This window comes from Bacillus sp. CR71 (assembly GCF_003429245.1).
Lineage (GTDB): Bacteria > Bacillota > Bacilli > Bacillales > Bacillaceae_G > Bacillus_A > Bacillus_A thuringiensis_S.
This window is the reverse complement of sequence record NZ_CP031748.1, coordinates 2,369,386-2,390,332: the sequence shown is the minus strand read 5'-3', so window position 1 is coordinate 2,390,332 and position 20,947 is coordinate 2,369,386. Positions and strand designations below refer to the sequence as shown.

Below are 20,947 nucleotides of genomic sequence, written 5' to 3'. Positions count from 1 at the left end.
AGTTTAAATCCTTTCTTTTAAACAAAAACATTTTTTCAAAGCTGCCCCCCAGTATATCTTAGGTCTAGCAATCCCTTTATTATGTGAATATCCTAAATCCGCATACTTTAATTTATTATGAATTGCTAATTCAAACGCATCATTTAGTAGTAAATATGAAGATTGTGAATTTTTCCCTTCGGTATTGTTAATGTTAATCCAATAATATAAAACCTTTTTATCCATTATAAAAATGCTGGAACTAATTAATTCTTCTTCTAAGAATGCCCCTAAGAAAAGGATTTTTTCTTGCAAATTAAGAACTAAATGATAAAAAAACTCTCTACTAAATGAATAACTCGCTCCTATACTTGTATTATGTTCTTGATATAATTGGTAAAACTCATCTAATTCCGCTACAGTTATAGGACGAACTTCAACATTCTGTTTACGTGCATACCTAACACTTGTCCTAGCTTTTCCAGAACACGATGTCCATAAATCCTCAAACCTATTTGGTAGATCTAACATATAAGTTTCTTTATAATCCCACTTTTCTTTACTATAACTTTGAAAAGGATTTATCGTTATAGGTAATAAAAGCTTTTGAATTTTATTTTCAAACTTCTTATTTATTATGGATTCATAAACTGAAAAATCTATTTTATCTTGGCCAATTATTATTGGACCTCCATAACCAATTAAACTTCCCAAAAGCCTACCATCCTGTACATACATAGGAGTTAAAACTACTGTATCTCGTGTTTCTATTAGTACTGGGAAAAATTGAACACCAGGTAATAATTCCATTAACTTTCCCCATTCGTAACTATGAAATACAGAACCATTGTATTCTTCCATACAGGCATCCCAATATTGGGCGTCAGTACATATTTCGATTTCCATATAATCACCTTTTAATTCTTATTCTCTAAATATTTCAGAATTTGACTACATATATACTTAAGGTCCTTATTCACTAAAGGATATTTAAAAGGTATTGATAATACCCTTGGCCATAAATAATCTATATTTTCTGACTCAGTTGCGTACTTCGAAAAAATAGGGATCTCACTCAGGGGTAAGTAATTCCAACAAGTTTGTATACCTTTTTCCGCTAAATGTACAGAACACTCATATCTATCAGATGATTCTTTGAATATAATGGTAAAATAGTTTAAATAAACATTCTGAGCTGAAAATATAATCTTAACGCCATACTTTTCTTCAATTTCCTGCAGCATTGTATAACACAGACTAGCGTTGCATATATTTATTTCTAAAATCTTCTTTGTTTTCTGTAGGTGTTTATCAATTAACAATGAACGTACTATAGACATTCTTTTTGGATTTATAACTTCCGTTTTCTCCGGTAAAGAATCTAATTTACTATTATTATAGGAGGGCAGAATCTCTAATTTCCTCCAATAATTAGTAAATAAACTCAGTACTCTACTCTTTTTTATTTTTATAGCCAATTGTGTTTTTAAATGATTCTTATAATCTAAAATTACTTCTTCCTTCTTTTCTTCACCCATGTCACATAATTCACTTATTGTACGATTAAGAAGTAACGCTCCTCCCCCAATACTTGGGATCGGTTTAGTTCCCCCAAAACTTAAAATACCAATGTCGCCTAAACTACCAACTGGCTTTCCATTTTGATAAGAAAACATTGCTTGTGCAGCATCATCGATGATATAAATATTATTTTCTCTAGCCCAGTCAATAATTTCTAAATCGTCATGACATCCATACAAGTGCGTAAGAATAATTGCCTTTGTATTAGCATTCCAATGTTTTTTTATTTTATTAAGAGAAATTGAATGATTAGTGTTTAAATCAATTAATACAGGTTTTGCTCCCACCGTTAATATTGCTTCTATTACATTAGGACAATTAAAGTTTGATAGAATTACTTCATCTCCCTTTGCCACTTTTAAGTACTTTAAACCAACTACTAATGCAGATGTACCGCTATTTGTTAATACAATTTCTGCATCCGGATAAAGAGCTTGAAGACTTTTTTTAAGTTTAGAATCATTAGGTCTATATACACTTTTCAAAAAAAATACATGATCAGATATACTCCAAGGAGAAGAATATATGGGATACTTAATTTTCTTTGGATTCTTAGGATATAGATACTGTGTTTCCATACTTCTCCCCTATTATTATCTCTAGTCCTTTATCTAATGAAATAATTGGTTGATAGTTTAAAAATAATTTAGCTTTCTCTATTGAAGGGATTCTTCTAAAGATTTCAATGCTAGAATTTCGGACTCCCTCTTCACCTAAATCAAGAAATTTAATTTTACTTTTATTGCCCATTAATTCATTAATTTTTATTGCTAGTTCTTCCATAGATATAGGTTTGTTATTGCCAATATTAAAATCTGCAAAGTTTTCTCCTTCATATTCAAAGGCTATTATAGTTCCGTTAACAATATCACTTATATAACTAAAACATCTAATTTGCTGTCCATCTCCATAAATAGTAATATCTTCACCACTATGAGCTTGTTTTAAAAACTTAGAAATTACAAAGTTATCATTTTGTTGTGAACCGTATACATTAAAATAACGAACCACTCTAATTTTCAAACTATTACTAGCGTATTCTTTCAAATAATCTTCGGACATTAATTTAGCTTTTCCATAAGCTGATTTTGGAATTTTAATATCATTTTCTTTAAACGGAACACTCACTCCATCCCCATATACCTCCGAACTGGAAGAAAACAATAATTTTTCTATGCCATTTTCGTTACAAACCTGTACAATATTTTTCGTGCCTTCAAAGTTCACCCTCACTACATCTTCTTCATTTAAACGGCAATTATCAACACCCACTAATGCAGCTAAATGGATTACCCCATCGACATCAATAAGATTTTCTCTTAATGTTGCAATATCTAAAATATCAATTTCTTTAAAAGGAACATCAATACTTGGTTTAAATTTATCAAATATAACTACTTCATACCCCCTTGCTAGTAACTCCTTTGTAACATGCTTACCAATAAATCCGCTGCCACCAATAACCCCAATTTTCATAAATATTTACCTCCCTATTTTTAATTGATATAGACTTTTTAAAGACGTTATAATATGTTCAACCTCATTGTCTGTAAGAGCACTATACAGTGGTAATGAAATAATTTGATTAAATATCTCTTCCGTTTTAGGTAAATATACGTTAAATCTCTCTTCATAATACGGATGCATGTGAACAGGAATAAAGTGAACACTTAGCCCAATGTTTCTCTTTTTCATTTCTTGAATTACCTGATCTCTACTAACAGGAGAATTAGAATTAATTTTTATAACAAATAAATGCCATGCGTGTTTTACACTTAGATTGTTAGTATAATTAGGTAACGTTATATACTCTTGAACCTCTTTTAATTCCTCTTGGTACCTTTCAGCTATTCTCTTGCGTTTTTCAATCATTTCATCAGCTCTTTTTAACTGACTAATACCCAAACTAGCTTGTAGATCCATCATGTTATATTTAAACCCAGGTAATAGAACATCATAACGCCAGCTTCCTTCTTCACCATAACGATTCCATGCATTTTTGGTGATACCATGCCAACCATATAATCTAGCTTTTTCAGCAATCGATTCATTTTTAGTGACTAACGCTCCACCTTCACCTGTTGTTATATTTTTTGTGGCATAAAAACTGAAACAAATAACATCTCCATGTGTACCAATTAAAGTATTATCATATTTTGTTCCTAATGCATGCGCTGCATCCTCTATCAAAAACAGTCCGTATTCTTTACATAGTTTTTGAAGTTCTTTTAATTTAGCCGGATATCCAGCAAAGTGAACTGCAATAATTGCTTTCGTTTTTTTAGTGATTTTTCTTTTAACATCTTGAAGATCAAGACATAAATTCTCTTCATCTATATCTACAAATACAGGTTTTGCACCTACATGCATAATAACGTTTACACTTGAACAAAAAGTAAAACTTGGAACTATTACTTCGTCTTCTAATCCAACTCCCAGAGACAGTAATGCTAAATGTAATGCGGCAGTCCCTGAATTACAACTTACTACATGTTCAGTATTCAGATATTCTTTTAAATTCTCTTCAAACTCTATCACTTTTGGCCCCTTTGAAAGCCATCCAGATTTAAGGGCAGAAACTACCCTATCTATATCTTCATCATTGATTTCCGGTCGATAAAAAGGAATAAACTCTACCATGTAATCACCTACAAACTTATAATATTTTTTTTATATACTGATTCATCTTTAAATATGTTTCTTGTGTCTAAAATTAAACAATTTACCTCGTTAAGCAATTTAAAATTAATGCAATCATGATCCGTATGAACAATAATTAAAGTGTATTTGTCTAATTGACTTAGGTTTAAATCTATAGATTTTTTCAATGTGTTATCGCCCACAATGAGTTCCTCTATAAACGGATCGTAATAATCCACGTTATAGTCTTCTATCATTAAATCATTCATAATATCCAAAGCTGGCGATTCCCTAGCATCATTAACATTCTTTTTATATGCAACACCAACCATAAGAATATCCTTACCATCTTTATCATCTAGTAACTGTAGTGCTCTATTAAGAACGTACTTAGGCATGTTTTCATTAATTTCTCTTGCCACATCAATCATTTTTGTTGCTAAATCCTTATTATTTGCAATCCACTTAAAATAAATAGGATCAATCGGAATACAGTGTCCTCCTACGCCAGGGCCAGGATAGAATTTTTGAAATCCAAATGGCTTAGTTCCTGAGGCATCAATTACTTCCCAAATATTTATGTTTAACTCATTACAAATTTGTGTCATTTCATTAATAAAAGCGATATTTATAAAACGATACGTATTTTCTAATAACTTAGCTGTCTCTGCTACTTCTGGACTGCTTACCTTATGAATATCCTTAATTAAGTTACTATAGAAAGCTGCTGCACAATCGGTACAATTAGATGTAACTCCACCTACGATTTTTATAATATCTTGAATTGAAAACGATTGATTTGCAGGATCGATTCGCTCTGGAGAGTATGCTACAAATATATCTACACCAATTTTAAAATTAGTTTTCTGTTCTAATTTGTATAAAACTTCTTCTCTTGTAGTACCTGGATAAGTAGTACTTTCTAAGATAATTAATGTACCTTTTTTAATGTATTTAACTATTTCATCAACTGCTGAATGAATATATGTTAAATCTGGTTGTTTACTAGTTCTTTCTAATGGTGTAGGAACACATATAACTACAACATCACATTCGTTTATATAATCCATTTCTGTACTAACAAAAAATCTATTTGTATGTAAAGCATCTTGGATTTCAGTATCTTGAATATCACTGATATAGCTTATTCCACGTTCTAGTTTTCTTATTTTTACTGAGTTTTTATCAAAACCTCTTACCGCATAACCTACTTCTAAACATTTAAGAGCCGATGGTAGTCCAACATAACCTAGACCTACATATCCAATACACGCATTTTTATTTGCAATTTTTTCAACTAATAAACTTTTAGTTTCATTATTTAATACTGTGACCATTACTTATCACTTCCCCAAAAGATTTGATATTAAAATGCTTACTAGCAAATAATAACTGTGCGTTCTAAAATCCCATGGATGCATATAAAATACTGAATTAGCAACAAACTACATTTTTGGCACTATCAATCCTCCTAATTTAATAAACATCTAAATTTGTAGAAATTCATGCGAAATATCAAGATGTAATTTATATCTATAATATTCACACGTTATTTTTTGGGATTCAATTGATATTTTTCTATTTTTTTACTTTCTCAATATATAATAATATTTATAATTCAGAAAATTCTTTTTTTAAAAACCAAATATTTTTATATCATTAAAACAATATAATAGTTGTTATATCTACATTTAGTACGATTTTCATCCTTGAATAAAGAAAAAATTATGCTTATAATTATCCAATAAATCCCATTTTTTAGTGATTTAAATGAACATTTAACCATAACTAAAATGGATGAGTTTCATATTTTTTACTTTTCATTAAAATTAATGGAAAAAAATCTATCTGAATTATAAAAAACAATTTGAAATATATTCAAATTGTTGACATAACAGATGAATTTATTAACACTTGTTGATTTTGTAATAATTCTCAAATACATAAACTCCTTAATGCTACCCAAAAATCATAATGACGCTTTACATCAAAAAAATTGCAACCCTCTACATTTAATGGGGGTTGCGATTTTTATGTACAAATAATTTTTATAAATTTTGCGTTAACCTAATCATATCCATACATTGAATACCATTTTCATATATTTCTTCATTATAATTTCGTAAGAAAAAGTCCTTATCCACACTGGTTATTCTAAAACCACATTTTTGATAAAGGCCTAGTTGCATTAAACTAGAATTTCCTGTGCCTATTTCTATAGTTTTATATTCTTCTTTTTTAGCATAGTCTATAGCAAACCCAAGTAAATATTTCCCATATCCTTTTCCTTGCTCTTTTTCGGAAACTGCTATATTTATAATCTCAATCGTTTCTGTTCGGGTAGGAATTAAAATCATAATACCTACAGTAACAGCACCTTTTTTTAAAACAAAACAATCTCCCTTTTTAAGATATCCATTAACTACTTCTGTTGAGGGATCAGCTAGTAACAATAACTCCATTTCTTCCATGTTAATACTTGTACTTTTTTCTATACTAATTCCATCCACATTATTTAATTCCATTTCTAACATCCTCCCAATCAATATTTTCAATTAATATCTTAAATGAATTCCTTCTTATAAGACAATATCAAAAACAATATTAATGTTTTTTAATAGACAGGGTGCTGGGAAATCTTTTTGAATTTTATAGAATGAATATAATGAAATATAATAAAGACTATAAATTTTCCACTTTAAATTCACTTAATCCGTATAATAGGTATGTTATTTTATTTCTGTTTTTTCATTTCTTCTTGCCATGTAGCACCAACACCACCTGATGGTGTATTCCACCGGTCTTCTTGTCGTTTAATACGCTCCATGTCTGCATCGCTCGGCTTAAATCCTTCTACTTCCTTATGTTGCTGTTCCTTATTATGATATTGTTCAACTTCTTTATTATTAGGTTTACAATTGGTAGTAGCTTCTTCGGGCTTATTATCTGCCTTTATACCTGCTGTACTAGATGCGGGCTTATCATTCGTTTCAATATTCTTGCCTTCGTTTATTTGAGGCTTGTAATTATTTGGATTATTCTCATTAGATTGCACGCCTACGTTTTTCTCTTCAGCCCAAAGATTATTTTTTTCACCCCATCCAACAGGAATAACTGAATACATTTTGTTATCTTGACCAACATAATCCGCACCAAGTAACTAATCATTTCATATTTATTTTTTCATTTACTTTTGTTGGAAACTCGTCTATCTTCACATCTTCCCAAGCTATTGCACTTTTTTTCAGTGTAATATACATGTAGAAATACTTCTTTACGAAGATTCAAGTTGTACCACATGTATCATCTCACTATTTACAAAATAAAGTTAGGCTCAAAATTCTTACACTTGAACAACTGTTTTGTTTTCATACCGTTTATAAGCCTTTGTAGAGGAATAGTATTAGTATGTCCAAGTTTGATAACTTTTTTTCACCAAAACCTACAACTGATCTCATCACTACCATATCTTTATCAGTAATTATCTTCATTGTGGGTTCTTAAATTAAACTATTTTCATAACATATGCAGAAGAAATATAACCTACTTGTTTTTAATCTGCCGTTTTAAATAGTGCGTTCTAAAAAACTACTCTTCTTCTAAAATAGCGTAATAATATTCATCCCACCATTCATTCCCATGTGGTATACACTTCCTAAAATAGCCTTCTCTTCTCATTCCAATCTTCTCCATCACTCGATATGATGGCATATTTTGTGGCTGACATGTAGCTATAATCCTATGTAATTTCATTTCCTTAAAGCCATATTTCAATGTAGCTTGTGCTGCTTCAGAAGCATATCCTTTATTGAAGTATTTTGGATTGAACACCCAACCAATCTCATATGTATGCTCACCAAAATATTTATGAAAAACTATATGACCAATCAGAATATCTTTATTAATTAATACTACAGGAAAGTTCTTAGCGTTTTCACCAATGTTTTCATTCACAAAGTTCCTTGTATTTTCTTCAGTAAAAACCCCTTCAGGTATGTATTTCATAACATTGATATCTGATGTATACTCATGAACAGCTTGCCAATCTTTGAACTCAAATTTTCGTATTAATAATCTTTCTGCTTTTACAAACATGTACTTTTCCCCCTCAAAAAATTGCAACTATATTTAAAATCCACTTTTAACCCTTAAAACAAAAAGAACTTGCAGGAATCTCTACAAGTTTTTTTATTTTAAGGTGAAAATACGGGCCAAACAAACAAACAAACTATCTTACAGCTTGACTTTAGAAACTTTAGGGGTAATGCTTTGACAAATATACTATATAACAAATATTGACATCCACGGAATTTATTTTTGAAAATTTTGTGAATTAAGAAAGAAAGTAGTTTTTTTCTTAGATATTATTGTTAATAACTGATGGTATCATTATATTTCATTCTGCAACTTATTTAGAAGAGATATGTACATTTCGAAGAAGTTCTTCAATAAGTTTTGTTTTTTCATTTACCTTTGTGGCATATGTGAAATCACCATAACAATATGGATACCTAAAATTATTTTTATTTCCACCACAAGTATACATCGCTGGATTTTGATCAACCTTCATCTTAGAAAACGTTTTGGCTGAATCCTCCGAGTGTTGTTTAACTTCTTGACTAGCAATAAAATCAATATACCCTGGCCCCATATTATAGCTTTGAATAATTGTATCCATGCTAACATCCTTGTCCGTTCCATATTTGTACATTTTAGCAAAGTGTTTTACCCCTTGTTTAATGCTCAAGCTTGTCTCTTGAATTTCATTTGGTTTTAATCCAAGTGATTCGGATGACTGCATAGGGTCGTTTCCCTCACCTCTACTCTCTTGGTACATAATTCCTAATAAAACTGCAGTTTTCTCTCCTAAATTATATTTTTCTAATTCTTTTTTTAAGGTAGACTCATATTGCAATACACGTTTTTCGGTGGCTAGTGCTTTATTTTGTTGAATATTGGTTTTATGATTAAAATAAAGCATTCCAAGTATTATTCCTAAGCCTAAAATACTAATAAGGAACACTTTTATAATTTGTTTTTTACTTGTATCCTTCATATATTCCTCCTCGTATAAAAAATTCAATTTTTCAAAGGTAATTGGTTATTTACAAACTATGTAATGAACATCTATCTCCCGCCCTTTTTAGACTCAAACATCAATACTTTAAGGTTTCAAGTTTAATATAAAAATTTAAAGATAAGGTAAAGATAAGATAAAGATAAGATAAAGGGCATTTTTTATACGTACTTTAAAAGATATTGGTACAAAGGGATATGTGGGGAAATTTGTTGATACAAAAGGAATTAGTAATAATGGAAAGGTTAACGTACAAATTATTAATTATGGAAATATCATTCCAGAAGATCTACCCTATCTTTTCAATATACTTCATATAAAAAATTACAACATAACATATAATAAAAAACGGCAAACCCTCGACGTAGGAGAATCCACCATCACAAATAAATGATTATTTCACACCTAGTTTTTTTTACTTTCTTAGGAAGCTCGTCTTCCTGCACTTCCTCCCAAGCTGTTACACCTTTTTTATCTAAATGATATACACGTAGGAATAGACCTACGCTACCTTCTTTCTTCACCTTCCCATAGAATTTGTTAACATTATCATCTTTCTCCTAACTAACATCTGTTACTTTTACTAATTTCATATGAGAAATCCCCTCCAAATGTACACACTAAGAATGAGATTTGATAGAAGATGCTTGTCTACAGTTTGACTTTTCCAAAATACGAATAATATACCATTCGTTAATGGTCTGATTCGACTTTTCCTATTGAAACTGGAATATTTGGTCAAATATATTAAACACGCAAATAACTTGATATCGTATCTCATGATTTTTAAGAATAATTCTGTTTTTCATTGTAGTAGTAAGGTTGTTTATCTCATATTGAATTACCTTTCATTTTTCTTACAAGCTCGCAATGTTTTTGAAAATACAGTTTATAAAGCCGAGAATTATGATTTTTTCAGAGATAGCATTGAGGGGTTTTTCATATGCACTGTACTATACTCCCGTACAGGTTTCATTTACAATTCATTGTATTTTCTTTACCGTTCACCAAGTTAAAATGGAACAAATTTATTACTTAGAGTGTCTATTATGTGTATTCCTAAAAATATGAAAGGACTTATTATTCCCAAAAGTAAAGTGATGTAAAAAAAGTGTGTATTGAAATACTTCATTTAAATGTTACGAGTTTAATACTTTCACAGGTAAACTATTACAAGTGTAAGCAAAAAAGAAACACCCTAAACAGTAACCGTTCATTCATATAAACGCTTTGGTTCTGCTTATCCTGTTAAAATTCAACTTCAGAAGTATTGGTATCCAACACCCACTTTAATTAACATCGGTATTTAAAATACCAAAACAAAATCCATATATTGTTGAAAGAGGTTGAAAATTCATGTACGTTTTAAACAAGTTCTTTACCTACAAAAAGATTGTACCTGTCGTATTACTTTCATGTGTAACACTAATAGGGTGTTCTAATAGTAATACTCCATCTGAATCACCTAAGCAAACAAAACAAATAAAGCAAATTAAACAAGAAAATACAGGTCATGATTCTTTTGCTAAGCTTGAAAAAGAATATAATGCTAAGCTTGGTATTTATGCTCTGGATACAGGTACAAATCAAACTGTTGCTTATCATCCAAATGATCGTTTTGCATTTGCCTCTACATCTAAATCATTAGCAGCGGGAGCTCTTTTACGTCAGAACTCAATAGAAGCTCTTGATGAAAGGATTACGTATACGCGTGAAGACCTTTCTAATTATAATCCAATTACAGAAAAGCATGTGGATACAGGAATGACGTTAAAAGAACTTGCAGATGCTTCTGTTCGATATAGTGACAGTACGGCACATAATTTAATTCTTAAAAAATTAGGTGGTCCATCCGCATTTGAAAAAATCTTGAGAGAAACAGGAGATACGGTTACTAAATCTGAACGATTTGAACCTGAATTAAATGAAGTACATCCTGGAGAAACGCGCGATACCAGTACACCAGAAGCGATCGCTAAGACACTTCAATCATTTACATTAGGATCTGCACTTCCAACAGAGAAACGTGAATTATTAGTAGATTGGATGAAGAGAAATACGACTGGTGATAAGTTGATTCGTGCGGGCGTACCAAAAGAATGGGAAGTAGCTGATAAAACAGGCGCAGGATCTTATGGAACAAGGAATGATATTGCGATTATTTGGCCACCAAACAAAAAGCCAATTGTTCTTGCCATCCTTTCTAATCATGATAAAGAAGATGCAGAATATAATGATAAGCTTATTGCTGACGCGACTAAAGTCGTATTAGATACTTTAAAAGTTACGAATAAAAACTAATAAATTAATAGTTTTCCGTGTTAGGGAGTATATTCTCTGATAAGAGTAACCATACATGAACGTCAAATGATGTTAGAAAACGAAAAAACACGCAGTTCCATTTGGAATTGCGTGTTTTTATTTTGCTAATTTATTGGGGATAACCGCTTGTGTCATCCAGTGCTGATTGGATTGCACATGGTCTTTTTGAACAAATTTCCCTACGGATTTTGAAAAATCATTATAGTGAAACGCATCCGTTAATCTAAGTACATACCCTTCCTGAATCCCTCCAAAGAGTGAAGTACCGTTGTAGCACGAACGAATTACCTTTTCATTATAGGGGCCACGATATAACACTGGAACGTGTGCAAGGCCTAACTTTTTACACCATGCAACTGTTGCATCCCACGATAAACATTCATTTTTCTCATTCCATATTGAAAAGACATAAAAATAGGAAGTCAGTGCTGTGTAGTGAATGCTATGACAAGCATATACATTTTCACCACATATACGCCATCCTTCTGGAATTCTATACCCCATACTTCCTTGTAACGTTTTTACCCATGTTCTCGATGGGTGATGACCACTTGATAACGACCTTGCATGAATAGCATCTTTATAAAGGGATGTATTTTCACCATCTAACTTTTCTAGTACGATTACTTCTTGAGTTTCAAATCCGTCCATATTTTGTAGAACACGGTCATCACTTGTTACCCCTATCGACCAAGGAACGTGCAATGTTCGTGGATATTTACAAGCATTTTTTCCCTTCTTTACTTCGCAAATGCATCTGCATCTCGGAAAAAATATAATTTCGTAAGCATCTCATCACCGCAGTAATGATAGATTTCACGTGCTGCCTCTTCCCCGCCATGTAACATCTTCATATGAAACTCTGTAATCATTAATACTTTCTCAATAAACTCCTATTCGAAACCAAGTTCCATTAAAAAGTGGCAAGCGATGTGAGTACTGACATATTTGTGACCATAATACGAATGGTACCCTTTGAGCTTTTTAAATACACGGCAAAACGGTTTACCTGTATCATGGAATGCTGCAGCACTTTGCAGAAGAAATAAATCTTCCCCTACATAATTCTCTGTTAAATGAGCGTATACCATATATGTGTGCTGACATAATGGTAAGGAATGATAGGGGTTTCCTTGATTATATTGAAACATATCAGAAAAGAACGGGATGTTCTTCATGACAAATTGAACACCACACCCATGCGTCTCCTCCTGTTTCACCATTACAGTTTACTCTAAGTCCCGCTTTACTTGTTCGTTTATGGTTTCTTGTAGTTCGAATAAGACGATGCACAATCCGCTCTGATTTTATGTAATCTATTAGCTTGAATCGTTACTTAAATATAAAGGGTGTCTCGGAAACCTATCTTTTTTTCCTAAGGCAGTGTAAATCGTAACCTCTGAATAACTCATGAATATCTTTATACCAATTGTGATATCTACAATTTTCTCCCCAAGCAGCAATCAACATATTTTCCATTAAAGTTTTTTATTTCCAATATTTCATCTAACTTCGTACGATTAATTACTTCCTGTAGTAGTCTTTCTACTGTATCTATTTTTATCTCATTTGGTTTTCTCAATATTTTTCACTTCTATTTTTTGATTGTTATGACTGGCACCTGCTCGGTGTCGGAAAATTCACTGTAACCATAATAAAGTAGAAAAAACAATAAAATAATTGTCCAAATAAATATAAAAACTTTATAACTATACTTCATATGAAAAACCTCATTTTCCCTATATAAGTGAATGTACATACACCTTATAAATCCAATTACATAAATTATTGGATATTTCAGTAGTAGAGAATCATTAAGTATTAGAAATTGTTATTCATAAACATATCCAAGAAATCTTCTAAAAAATATCATCTAGGCATTTTAACATTTTATCAAAATGCACAGATAATATTTTTACGTTTAGCTAAGTAATGCTTTTTATGTAATAAATCCTTATCTCTATTTCACCTTAATGTTTATATGTACAAGAGTCTGTGTAGCAACTAGACTGTACTTTAAATATGTACTAAATTGTGTGTGGGAAAGGAAGCACATTTTATTTAAAGTTTTTACTTTAAACCCCTTAATTAGTTGGTAGTCTTCTTCATTCAGACAGAAAGGAAATTTAAAGTGTGCACTTATTTTCAACTCAGACTCTTTACTACACACACTCCTATACACATAAAACATCTATAAATTTCGTAACATTACAGAAACAACAAGAAACATTAACGAAACAATAATAACATTGAGTAATAGTTTTGTAACACAAATGTAACACAATGTATTTAATCGTACAATACTTTTTTAGCTAATTATCAACAAAGTTCTGTTAATATCGTTCAAATTTAATAATGTTCCCATAAAGTATTACATATTGCTTGTGAAATGATTTTTCAAAATATAACGAATCATACCATGACGGAGGAATATTAATTCAATTTAAAAATAAATGGATTGATATCTTTCTAGCTTTTGTATCCCAATCATGTTGTAGAGCGGATTATGGTTATCCAATTAATGTAGGTGACCATGCACAAGCTAAGCCTTCTAAATAATTACTGTACCTAAAAAAAACAAGTAATTATACTTGTTTTTTTAGTTTACTTTCCAATATCGAAACAGTTTTATGTGCTTTCTTTTCCTGTCTACATTGGATGCATATCTTACTAAAGATAGCTTCTATTTTTTTTATGATTCTAGTGAAGTAATTAATTGCTGACGTTCTTTATCTCTATAAATTTTCATTTCATGTTTAAACTCGTAATTTCCTACTTCAAATCTAGCCCATTCCTTACTTGTCCAATATACTACATTTACATTTTCTCTTAAGATTGCAGAACACACATCCACTAATTCATCTTCGTAAAATGGAGCCTCTTTTGCTAATTCAAAAGCAAGCACTTTTGGATCCTTAGTTTTAATTTGAAGTTCCCTAGAGGTTTGCCCTAAATACTGCCATGGTGATGGTATTGATTGAACTTGGGCATTTCCCCTATCTTGAAACTGTGATGGAGAATCATTTGTTGAAGCAAATGTAGGTTTACTTACTCCTATTGCTGTTCCTAAAAAAATAGAACCAATAATAAGTTTTTTAATCATTTTTTCAGCTCCTTTAATAATTTTGGATATGCTTCATTTTTATACCACGTTCATGGTCATGTAAATGAAGAAAATTTGACATAATTATGCATTTTTCTCGAAAAATGCATATTAATTACGCACCTTAAATTTACCCAAAACAAAATTATTGGTTTAACGAAACTTTTTTGTCATAAGTATACACTTTTTGTATAAAAATTAGTTTTTAAAATATTTGCATACTTATTGATAAAGCTTCCTGCTATCCGTTATTCGAAGCCAGTTTATCTCCACCTACTCACTTCGCATTCCTTGAAGAAGGAATCCTCTTGACTAAAATGATAAAAAAAGTTGGGGATTCCCCCAGCTTTTTAATACGTCTATTGTCTGATTAAACCTGTAGATGTAACCCGATATGTTCTTTTCTTTCCTATATATTCCTGTTTTCCATTCTCAAGGTTAGTTAAAGTCGCTCGTGTTTTTTCCTTCGCCACTTCCCCTTCTATATGAGTAAATTCTATATAATCTCCCTCTTTTACAGGTACTGTTTGGGTTTCAGCATTTTGTTGTCTATTTCCCATAATTTCCTTATTGTACAAAACGCTACCAGATGAATTCTGGACTTTAATACTTGCATATGTGCTATTGAAATAAGAATGCGGCACACCAGCTTCTAATTTGATTTTCAGCTCTTCTGCTGTTTTATTATAATCTACTTTTGCAATTTCTCGATCACTATATCCTTTTAGGGACCATGCAAATTGTTTTCCATCTAGAATTGTTGTCTCTGGCATTTTTTCTACTTTCTTTAATCCCTCTTTTGTAACCTCATACCTTGCTGACTTTCCAATAGTCTCATTTTTATTATTTTCAAGATTCGTTAATGTTGCGCGTGTTTTTTCCTTTGCTGCTTCCCCTTCTATATGAGTGAATTCTAAATAATCTCCTACTTTTACAGGTACTGTTTGGGTTTCAGCATTTTGTTGTCTATTTCCCATAATTTCCTTATTGTACAAAACGCTACCAGATGAATTCTGGACTTTAATACTTGCATATGTGCTATTGAAATAAGAATGCGGCACACCAGCTTCTAATTTGATTTTCAGCTCTTCTGCTGTTTTATTATAATCTACTTTTGCAATTTCTCGATCACTATATCCTTTTAGGGACCATGCAAATTGGTTCCCTACTAAAATATCAGAATTTTCATTTGTAATTTCTACTTTTTTCTCTACAGTTCGATCAAATATGTCTGTTAATGTAATTTTAGCAAAAGCCGTTTGAGGCAATTGCATAGTTTGACTTACCTCAGTTTTGTAAGACTTAATATTATCGATTACTTTCAAAGGTTGTCCCATTAACTTTTCATTGTCATAGATTTCAATTTTCCCTTTAAACTGTGGAGTACTTTGTTCTTTCAATTTCCATGAAACATTTAATTTTCCATCTTCAAAGCGAGTATTTTGAATATCAAAATCTAAATTTCCCATTTCTGGTTGACTAGGCTGATTTATATTAAAGGTTTTTCCAGTACCAATAGTTGATTGAGTATTTCCTCCTGCCCTAACCCATAGATATTCTGAAGTTGCTCCTCCATCGTATTGATAGGACGTATCATGTTGCCCAGAGATACGCTGATTATTCCAAGAATTCCATTGTTTATCTGAAACTTTTCTGCTGTATCCATTTTTAAGACGTGCTTCTCTTACATCTTGTCCATTACCAGCCCAGTCCTCTTGAAACATCGATAAACCATAGTTAAATGCCACATTTGCAACTGGATGATCCATAATAGCAACTAACTTCCATTGATTTAATTTATTATCTTTTATCCACTGGCCAAACTTTGTATGGCCATCTTCTTGCCAAGAACGTAGAGTCATTCGATACCATTCACTATCTTTCCAATTATAAGTTGTTTGTACCTTTAGACCTGTTCCTTCTCCACCAAATCTACTGGCTTCTGAAGTCGGCGATAAATATTCAGCTTTTATTGCTTGGTTTGATGCTATTGGATCCCAAAGCGCAAAGTGAAGGGTACGTTTACCGAATTGATCAAAACCACTTTGTTGTTGGAAGCCCGCATAACCACCACCTTCTCCTCCCTGATTCCAGTTATGCACAGCCCAATATGTATAAGGTGCTGTTTGGACTGGTGACCAGTCTATGCTAATAATATCTGAAGCAGCAGTATTCTGTGGTGTTACATAAACTGATGGGGCATGAGATCGGGTTGCTGCCTCTGTACTAGAAATTGGTGCTCCATACATTGACAACATGGTACAAGCCGTTGAAACCATAACAATTTCTTTTATTTTTCCCCTTGTTTTTACTTTAAACATAACTTCCTATCTCCTTTTAAATTATTTTAGTTACATTGAATAATAACCCTATATATCCCTTTAAACAAATTACGTAATAAAGTAACATTAGCTTTAAAATCTAGATATATTTAATGTTTTTTTCACTGCTATTACTAATCAAATTATAGTATTTTGTATTAAAATCGTATGATTTAGGACTAAATATAAAGTGAAAATTTTATAAAATTTCATAAATATGTAGTTTTAGATATTTATGATGAAAGACCCACTAAATAACTTAATTGATTTTATGAAAGATTCCCTTACTTTATTGATTACACTATTAAACCTAGAATTGTTTACCAGAAAAATGTTATGTAAACTTTTAATTTTTCGATTAGAAAAAATAGTTTATCTATTTGCTGATATCTTATCATTAGTTAGAAAGAGCCTACTTAAAAACGTAGACTCCTTTAGGTATCCAAACGTTACATATATAACAAACATAAAAAAATAACATCGAATTCTTCTGTTAGTTTATTTAATATTTAATGACGTAGATAATGTATTCCAAGGTGCATTTGTAGATGTATTTTGATATTTAAATTGCCCATTTTGCTGTCCTGAAGCATCCCATTTATATTCCCATCCATCCACTGTTCTATCCCCATTTATATCAATCATCTTAGAATCTACTTTTTTTAGTTTTTGACCACTCATTTGAGCAATTGGATTTCTACCATATCCCATTTCATTTGTATAAATGTATAAATAGCTCCCTCCGTGATCTTTAGCTGTACTTAAATTATTAGGACCAATAAATTCAACCCCGCCTAATTGAGATTCAACTTTTACCACATTTAATGATGTTAATGGTGGTGCAGGTGCTGCGGATACATCAGTCGCTAAGCCAACTGTTGCTCCCACTAATAATGATGAAACTCCTATAATCATTCTTTTTAGCATACTCTCATCCCCTTTCGATTTAATACAAATTGATTCTATCATAATAATTTCATACATTTCCTTCCCTTTAAAAGAGTTAACAAAAAGTACCTATTTACATATGAAATTGTGCATATTCATTGCTTTTTACCATTTATACTTATCATAAATCATACTAAAGCATAATTAGTTCTCTCCCCTGATTGACTTACTACATTTGGCCCCATCTCAAGGTGACTATTCTAAGAACTAAAAAATGATACATAGTTCACTGGTTTAACAAACAAATAATAGAATTGCAAAGTCAACTTAATTTAAGTTGGCTTTTCCTCTAATATTATAAGCAAGATCCACCACTTGCATCAATTAACTCACCAGTTATCCAACGACTGTCTGATGATGAAAGAAAACCTACAATATCAGCTATATCATTAGGTTCCCCCCACCTATTAAAGGTCGATAAACCTGCAGCATATTTTTGTCCATCTTGGTTGCCCAATGTCTCAGCATTCATTTCTGTGTTAATTATGCCTGGGAGAATTGCATTTACTGTAATACCACGAACACCAAGTTGTTGAGCTAAAGTATGAGTGAGTGTATTTATTGCCCCCTTAGATATACTGTAGGCAAAAACACTTGGGGAGGCTACCCTTGTGACAAAAGACGAAATATTTATAATCCTTCCCCCATCTTTTAAACGTGGCAAAGCCTTCTGAATAATGAAAAATGGAGCTTTCACATTAATATTCATAACCTCATCAAAAGACTCCTCTGTAGATTCCTCTAATGTTAAAACCTGCCCAATTCCAGCGTTGTTTACAAGGATATCAAATGTAGTATTACCTATATATTTTTGAAGAGATTGATCCATCATTGAATACAAGTTATTAATGCCATTAAAAGTACTTAAGTCTGCACGAATCGCAAATGCGGAACCGCCATCTTGTTTAATTTTATCCACTACACTTTCTGCTTCTTCTTTTCTTTTACTATAGTGAACAACGACTAACGCACCAGCATGTGCCAAATGTAATGCAATACTTCGGCCTATTCCTCTACTAGCCCCTGTTACTAATGCAATTTTCCCCTTCAATTTATTCATCTCATCATCCCCTTGTTTAAAAAATTCTACTTAGTTATATCACAAGATACCCTTTGAAATGTTGCTCACTAATTTGATATCCATAAAACCAAAAGGCCCACTCATAATTATAAGAGTCGGCCTTTTCACTTCACATATTCATTTGCTTTACATACAGCCTCTCTAACTGTTGTGTACTTTGTACTAAGTATAATAAGGAATCTTGATGGTATTATAGGTAAAGCCAGCTTAAACTAAAGTTAATTCATGTACATTTTGCTTAGAGTTTCTACCTTTAAACAGTTCGTTTAGGCTTCTATGCATATATTCAACAATATTTCAGCAATGCCTGTATTTTTCATCTTTCATATTTTTGTTTCTTAGGCATGAGCATACTTAGAAAAATCCTAAAAACTAGTTGATAATCTTTTAGAATTTAATTTTCCTATAATACTCTTTGCTATTTCTTCAATATTTTCATTTAGAAAGAAATGACTACCTTCAAAAGAATGAAAAGTACACGTTTTACTTGTATATTGCTTCCATTTTATTACTTGATCATATGTAGTAAATTCATCATTTTTCCCATTAAATATAAGAAAATCAATATCACATGGTTGTATATTATTTTCATGAATATATGTCTCGACAATCTTAAAATCTGCTCTTAAAATAGGGAGAAAAATCTCCATTAATTCTTCTGATTGAAGTACCCCAGATGGTGTACCTCCCATTGCAATAACTTCTCTTTTAAATTGTTCATTAGGAAGATTATATCGGATATTTTTTATTTTACTATTTGGATGGTTTCTACCGGATAAAACAAGAAATTCGGGTAATTCGTTATTAGAACCCTGTATTTTTCTAGCTACTTCATAAGCAATCAAACTCCCCATGCTATGCCCGAATAGAATGTACGGTGAAGCGTCTATTTGCTTAACTATACTAGTGTAGGCATCATTTACGGCCTCTTCCATACCTTGGTACAAGCTTTCTTCAATTCTATATCCTCTACCAGCTAATTCTATCGGGACTACTTCAATATATGGATTAAAGTAATTTTTCCATTTTGCGTAGTTAAACGCAGATCCCCCAGCATGTGGAAAGCAAAAAAGTTTAGTCTTCTGCATTGATTTTCTCCTTACTTTCAAATTTGTATATAGTTTGGCAAATTGTATAAATGTCTTTAATTATTATCTCTTGCGGAAATTCATCTCTTGTTGCACAAGCAGATAACTTATAATTTGGATCAATGTTATATTGTTTAAAGTAAAAGTTTTTAGGTATATTCTTGTATGAAATTGAAGTTCGTGATTCTTTTTTTATAGAGAATGAATTTAATGGGGTATAAAGCCCTTTTCCAATCGTTTTTATATAGCTTTCTTTTAATGTCCATAAATCATAAAAATAATTAATTTTTTCATTAGAATTCATATTAGATATATCATAAAATTCTTCCGCTGAAAAAAATTCTTTTGCTAATTTAAAAGCCTCTATTTCTGAAACTTTTTCTATATCAATACCCACGTTAAAATTAGCAGTAGTACAAACCACCCATTCTCCTGAATGAGACACATTAAAATGAAAGTCAGAAATTTTTTCAACAAAAGGTTTTCCATACTTATTATATATAAATCTAATTTCTTTATTATTAATTTTATACTTTTGGCAGATTAGAGATCGGATTAGTAAATCTCCTATTAGAGTTCTATTAATGTCGCATGAATTTAATAAACGCTTCATTCGTTCTTTCTTCTCATTTGAAACTAAGTTACTAAGTTGCTTAAACAAATGACTTTCAATATTCTTTGGTATTTTCACAGCTTGAATTTGTATAATAAATCACTTCCTTTTTTAAAGAATTACTTCATATATGAACGTTACGGAAATTCAAATTAACTTTATTCTATTGCATATACAATAGAATAGGTGCATAT

Annotated in this window: 18 protein-coding genes and 2 pseudogenes; 2 read left to right on the top strand and 18 right to left on the bottom strand. The window is 31.3% G+C overall.

Annotated features, from left to right (window positions below; genetic code table 11):
- Positions 1-3: 3 nt before the first annotated feature.
- From DOS87_RS12110 to DOS87_RS12070, 9 genes and pseudogenes are all read right to left on the bottom strand, one after another.
- Positions 4-885 (bottom strand): GNAT family N-acetyltransferase, encoded by an 882-nt coding sequence (locus DOS87_RS12110; RefSeq protein ID WP_000401946.1) that lies wholly within the window; start codon positions 883-885, stop codon positions 4-6.
- 11 nt (positions 886-896) lie between these two features.
- Positions 897-2,138 (bottom strand): aminotransferase class V-fold PLP-dependent enzyme, encoded by a 1,242-nt coding sequence (locus tag DOS87_RS12105; RefSeq protein ID WP_000449978.1) that lies wholly within the window; start codon positions 2,136-2,138, stop codon positions 897-899.
- Positions 2,113-3,036 (bottom strand): NAD-dependent epimerase/dehydratase family protein, encoded by a 924-nt coding sequence (locus DOS87_RS12100; RefSeq protein WP_081143205.1) that lies wholly within the window; start codon positions 3,034-3,036, stop codon positions 2,113-2,115. The genes DOS87_RS12105 and DOS87_RS12100 overlap by 26 nt, the downstream gene beginning before the upstream one ends.
- A gap of 6 nt (positions 3,037-3,042) precedes the next feature.
- Complete coding sequence (locus DOS87_RS12095) at positions 3,043-4,200, bottom strand: DegT/DnrJ/EryC1/StrS family aminotransferase (protein WP_017763167.1); 1,158 nt, start codon at positions 4,198-4,200, stop codon at positions 3,043-3,045.
- Between the two features lie 8 nt (positions 4,201-4,208).
- The gene (locus DOS87_RS12090; RefSeq protein WP_000259078.1) at positions 4,209-5,537 is read right to left on the bottom strand and encodes a nucleotide sugar dehydrogenase; all 1,329 of its coding nucleotides are present in this window, start codon (positions 5,535-5,537) and stop codon (positions 4,209-4,211) included.
- A 711-nt stretch (positions 5,538-6,248) separates the two neighbouring features.
- Entirely contained in the window at positions 6,249-6,725 is a 477-nt protein-coding gene (locus DOS87_RS12085) for a GNAT family N-acetyltransferase (RefSeq protein ID WP_000422453.1), read from the bottom strand.
- A 209-nt stretch (positions 6,726-6,934) separates the two neighbouring features.
- Positions 6,935-7,360 (bottom strand): annotated as a pseudogene (locus DOS87_RS12080) (hypothetical protein); the annotation flags it as partial.
- A 428-nt stretch (positions 7,361-7,788) separates the two neighbouring features.
- Positions 7,789-8,295, bottom strand: a complete 507-nt coding sequence (locus DOS87_RS12075) for a GNAT family N-acetyltransferase (RefSeq protein WP_208730266.1) — start codon at positions 8,293-8,295, stop codon at positions 7,789-7,791.
- Between the two features lie 313 nt (positions 8,296-8,608).
- The gene (locus DOS87_RS12070) at positions 8,609-9,256 is read right to left on the bottom strand and encodes a lysozyme family protein (RefSeq protein ID WP_000655722.1); all 648 of its coding nucleotides are present in this window, start codon (positions 9,254-9,256) and stop codon (positions 8,609-8,611) included.
- Positions 9,257-10,633: 1,377 nt separating this feature from the next.
- On the opposite strand from DOS87_RS12070, the gene blaIII reads away from it, so the two are divergent.
- Positions 10,634-11,578 (top strand): class A beta-lactamase BlaIII, encoded by a 945-nt coding sequence (gene blaIII / locus DOS87_RS12065; protein ID WP_098578016.1) that lies wholly within the window; start codon positions 10,634-10,636, stop codon positions 11,576-11,578.
- Between the two features lie 117 nt (positions 11,579-11,695).
- On the opposite strand, the gene DOS87_RS12060 is transcribed toward blaIII, so the two are convergent.
- From DOS87_RS12060 to DOS87_RS12050, 3 genes are all read right to left on the bottom strand, one after another.
- Positions 11,696-12,250 carry an RNA ligase family protein gene (locus DOS87_RS12060; RefSeq protein ID WP_256941560.1) on the bottom strand — a complete coding sequence of 185 codons (555 nt, stop codon included), beginning with the start codon at positions 12,248-12,250 and terminating at the stop codon, positions 11,696-11,698.
- 89 nt (positions 12,251-12,339) lie between these two features.
- On the bottom strand, positions 12,340-12,471 hold the full coding sequence (locus DOS87_RS12055; RefSeq protein ID WP_000627209.1) for a hypothetical protein: 132 nt from the start codon (positions 12,469-12,471) through the stop codon (positions 12,340-12,342).
- A 21-nt stretch (positions 12,472-12,492) separates the two neighbouring features.
- Positions 12,493-12,822 (bottom strand): HD domain-containing protein, encoded by a 330-nt coding sequence (locus DOS87_RS12050; protein WP_098578017.1) that lies wholly within the window; start codon positions 12,820-12,822, stop codon positions 12,493-12,495.
- A 1,180-nt stretch (positions 12,823-14,002) separates the two neighbouring features.
- Here DOS87_RS12050 and DOS87_RS12045 point away from each other — a divergent pair.
- A pseudogene (locus DOS87_RS12045) lies at positions 14,003-14,158 on the top strand (DUF2278 family protein); the annotation flags it as partial.
- 133 nt (positions 14,159-14,291) lie between these two features.
- Here DOS87_RS12045 and DOS87_RS12040 read toward each other — a convergent pair.
- The 6 genes from DOS87_RS12040 to DOS87_RS12015 all read right to left on the bottom strand — a co-directional run bounded on the left by DOS87_RS12040 (position 14,292) and on the right by DOS87_RS12015 (position 20,831).
- Positions 14,292-14,702, bottom strand: a complete 411-nt coding sequence (locus DOS87_RS12040; RefSeq protein ID WP_000592185.1) for a hypothetical protein — start codon at positions 14,700-14,702, stop codon at positions 14,292-14,294.
- Positions 14,703-15,061: 359 nt separating this feature from the next.
- Entirely contained in the window at positions 15,062-17,023 is a 1,962-nt protein-coding gene (locus tag DOS87_RS12035; protein ID WP_208730265.1) for a DUF3472 domain-containing protein, read from the bottom strand.
- Positions 17,024-17,521: 498 nt separating this feature from the next.
- Complete coding sequence (locus tag DOS87_RS12030) at positions 17,522-18,007, bottom strand: DUF4879 domain-containing protein (RefSeq protein WP_000272949.1); 486 nt, start codon at positions 18,005-18,007, stop codon at positions 17,522-17,524.
- A 259-nt stretch (positions 18,008-18,266) separates the two neighbouring features.
- Positions 18,267-19,031 carry an SDR family oxidoreductase gene (locus DOS87_RS12025; protein WP_001037508.1) on the bottom strand — a complete coding sequence of 255 codons (765 nt, stop codon included), beginning with the start codon at positions 19,029-19,031 and terminating at the stop codon, positions 18,267-18,269.
- Positions 19,032-19,417: 386 nt separating this feature from the next.
- Positions 19,418-20,140: a thioesterase II family protein gene (locus tag DOS87_RS12020; RefSeq protein WP_001172926.1), complete on the bottom strand. Its 723-nt coding sequence runs from the start codon at positions 20,138-20,140 to the stop codon at positions 19,418-19,420.
- Positions 20,127-20,831 carry a 4'-phosphopantetheinyl transferase family protein gene (locus DOS87_RS12015; RefSeq protein WP_000701210.1) on the bottom strand — a complete coding sequence of 235 codons (705 nt, stop codon included), beginning with the start codon at positions 20,829-20,831 and terminating at the stop codon, positions 20,127-20,129. The genes DOS87_RS12020 and DOS87_RS12015 overlap by 14 nt, the downstream gene beginning before the upstream one ends.
- Positions 20,832-20,947 lie beyond the last annotated feature (116 nt).

What these genes read in the sequence shown, in the direction of transcription:
- DOS87_RS12110 (WP_000401946.1), bottom strand. Translation starts at nt 885, where the DNA reads ATGGAAATCGAAATATGTACTGACGCCCAATATTGGGATGCCTGTATG.
- DOS87_RS12105 (WP_000449978.1), bottom strand. Translation starts at nt 2,138, where the DNA reads ATGGAAACACAGTATCTATATCCTAAGAATCCAAAGAAAATTAAGTAT.
- DOS87_RS12100 (WP_081143205.1), bottom strand. Translation starts at nt 3,036, where the DNA reads ATGAAAATTGGGGTTATTGGTGGCAGCGGATTTATTGGTAAGCATGTT.
- DOS87_RS12095 (WP_017763167.1), bottom strand. Translation starts at nt 4,200, where the DNA reads ATGGTAGAGTTTATTCCTTTTTATCGACCGGAAATCAATGATGAAGAT.
- DOS87_RS12090 (WP_000259078.1), bottom strand. Translation starts at nt 5,537, where the DNA reads ATGGTCACAGTATTAAATAATGAAACTAAAAGTTTATTAGTTGAAAAA.
- DOS87_RS12085 (WP_000422453.1), bottom strand. Translation starts at nt 6,725, where the DNA reads ATGGAATTAAATAATGTGGATGGAATTAGTATAGAAAAAAGTACAAGT.
- DOS87_RS12075 (WP_208730266.1), bottom strand. Translation starts at nt 8,295, where the DNA reads ATGTTTGTAAAAGCAGAAAGATTATTAATACGAAAATTTGAGTTCAAA.
- DOS87_RS12070 (WP_000655722.1), bottom strand. Translation starts at nt 9,256, where the DNA reads ATGAAGGATACAAGTAAAAAACAAATTATAAAAGTGTTCCTTATTAGT.
- blaIII (WP_098578016.1), top strand. Translation starts at nt 10,634, where the DNA reads ATGTACGTTTTAAACAAGTTCTTTACCTACAAAAAGATTGTACCTGTC.
- DOS87_RS12060 (WP_256941560.1), bottom strand. Translation starts at nt 12,250, where the DNA reads ATGGACGGATTTGAAACTCAAGAAGTAATCGTACTAGAAAAGTTAGAT.
- DOS87_RS12055 (WP_000627209.1), bottom strand. Translation starts at nt 12,471, where the DNA reads ATGATTACAGAGTTTCATATGAAGATGTTACATGGCGGGGAAGAGGCA.
- DOS87_RS12050 (WP_098578017.1), bottom strand. Translation starts at nt 12,822, where the DNA reads ATGGTGAAACAGGAGGAGACGCATGGGTGTGGTGTTCAATTTGTCATG.
- DOS87_RS12040 (WP_000592185.1), bottom strand. Translation starts at nt 14,702, where the DNA reads ATGATTAAAAAACTTATTATTGGTTCTATTTTTTTAGGAACAGCAATA.
- DOS87_RS12035 (WP_208730265.1), bottom strand. Translation starts at nt 17,023, where the DNA reads ATGTTTAAAGTAAAAACAAGGGGAAAAATAAAAGAAATTGTTATGGTT.
- DOS87_RS12030 (WP_000272949.1), bottom strand. Translation starts at nt 18,007, where the DNA reads ATGTATGAAATTATTATGATAGAATCAATTTGTATTAAATCGAAAGGG.
- DOS87_RS12025 (WP_001037508.1), bottom strand. Translation starts at nt 19,031, where the DNA reads ATGAATAAATTGAAGGGGAAAATTGCATTAGTAACAGGGGCTAGTAGA.
- DOS87_RS12020 (WP_001172926.1), bottom strand. Translation starts at nt 20,140, where the DNA reads ATGCAGAAGACTAAACTTTTTTGCTTTCCACATGCTGGGGGATCTGCG.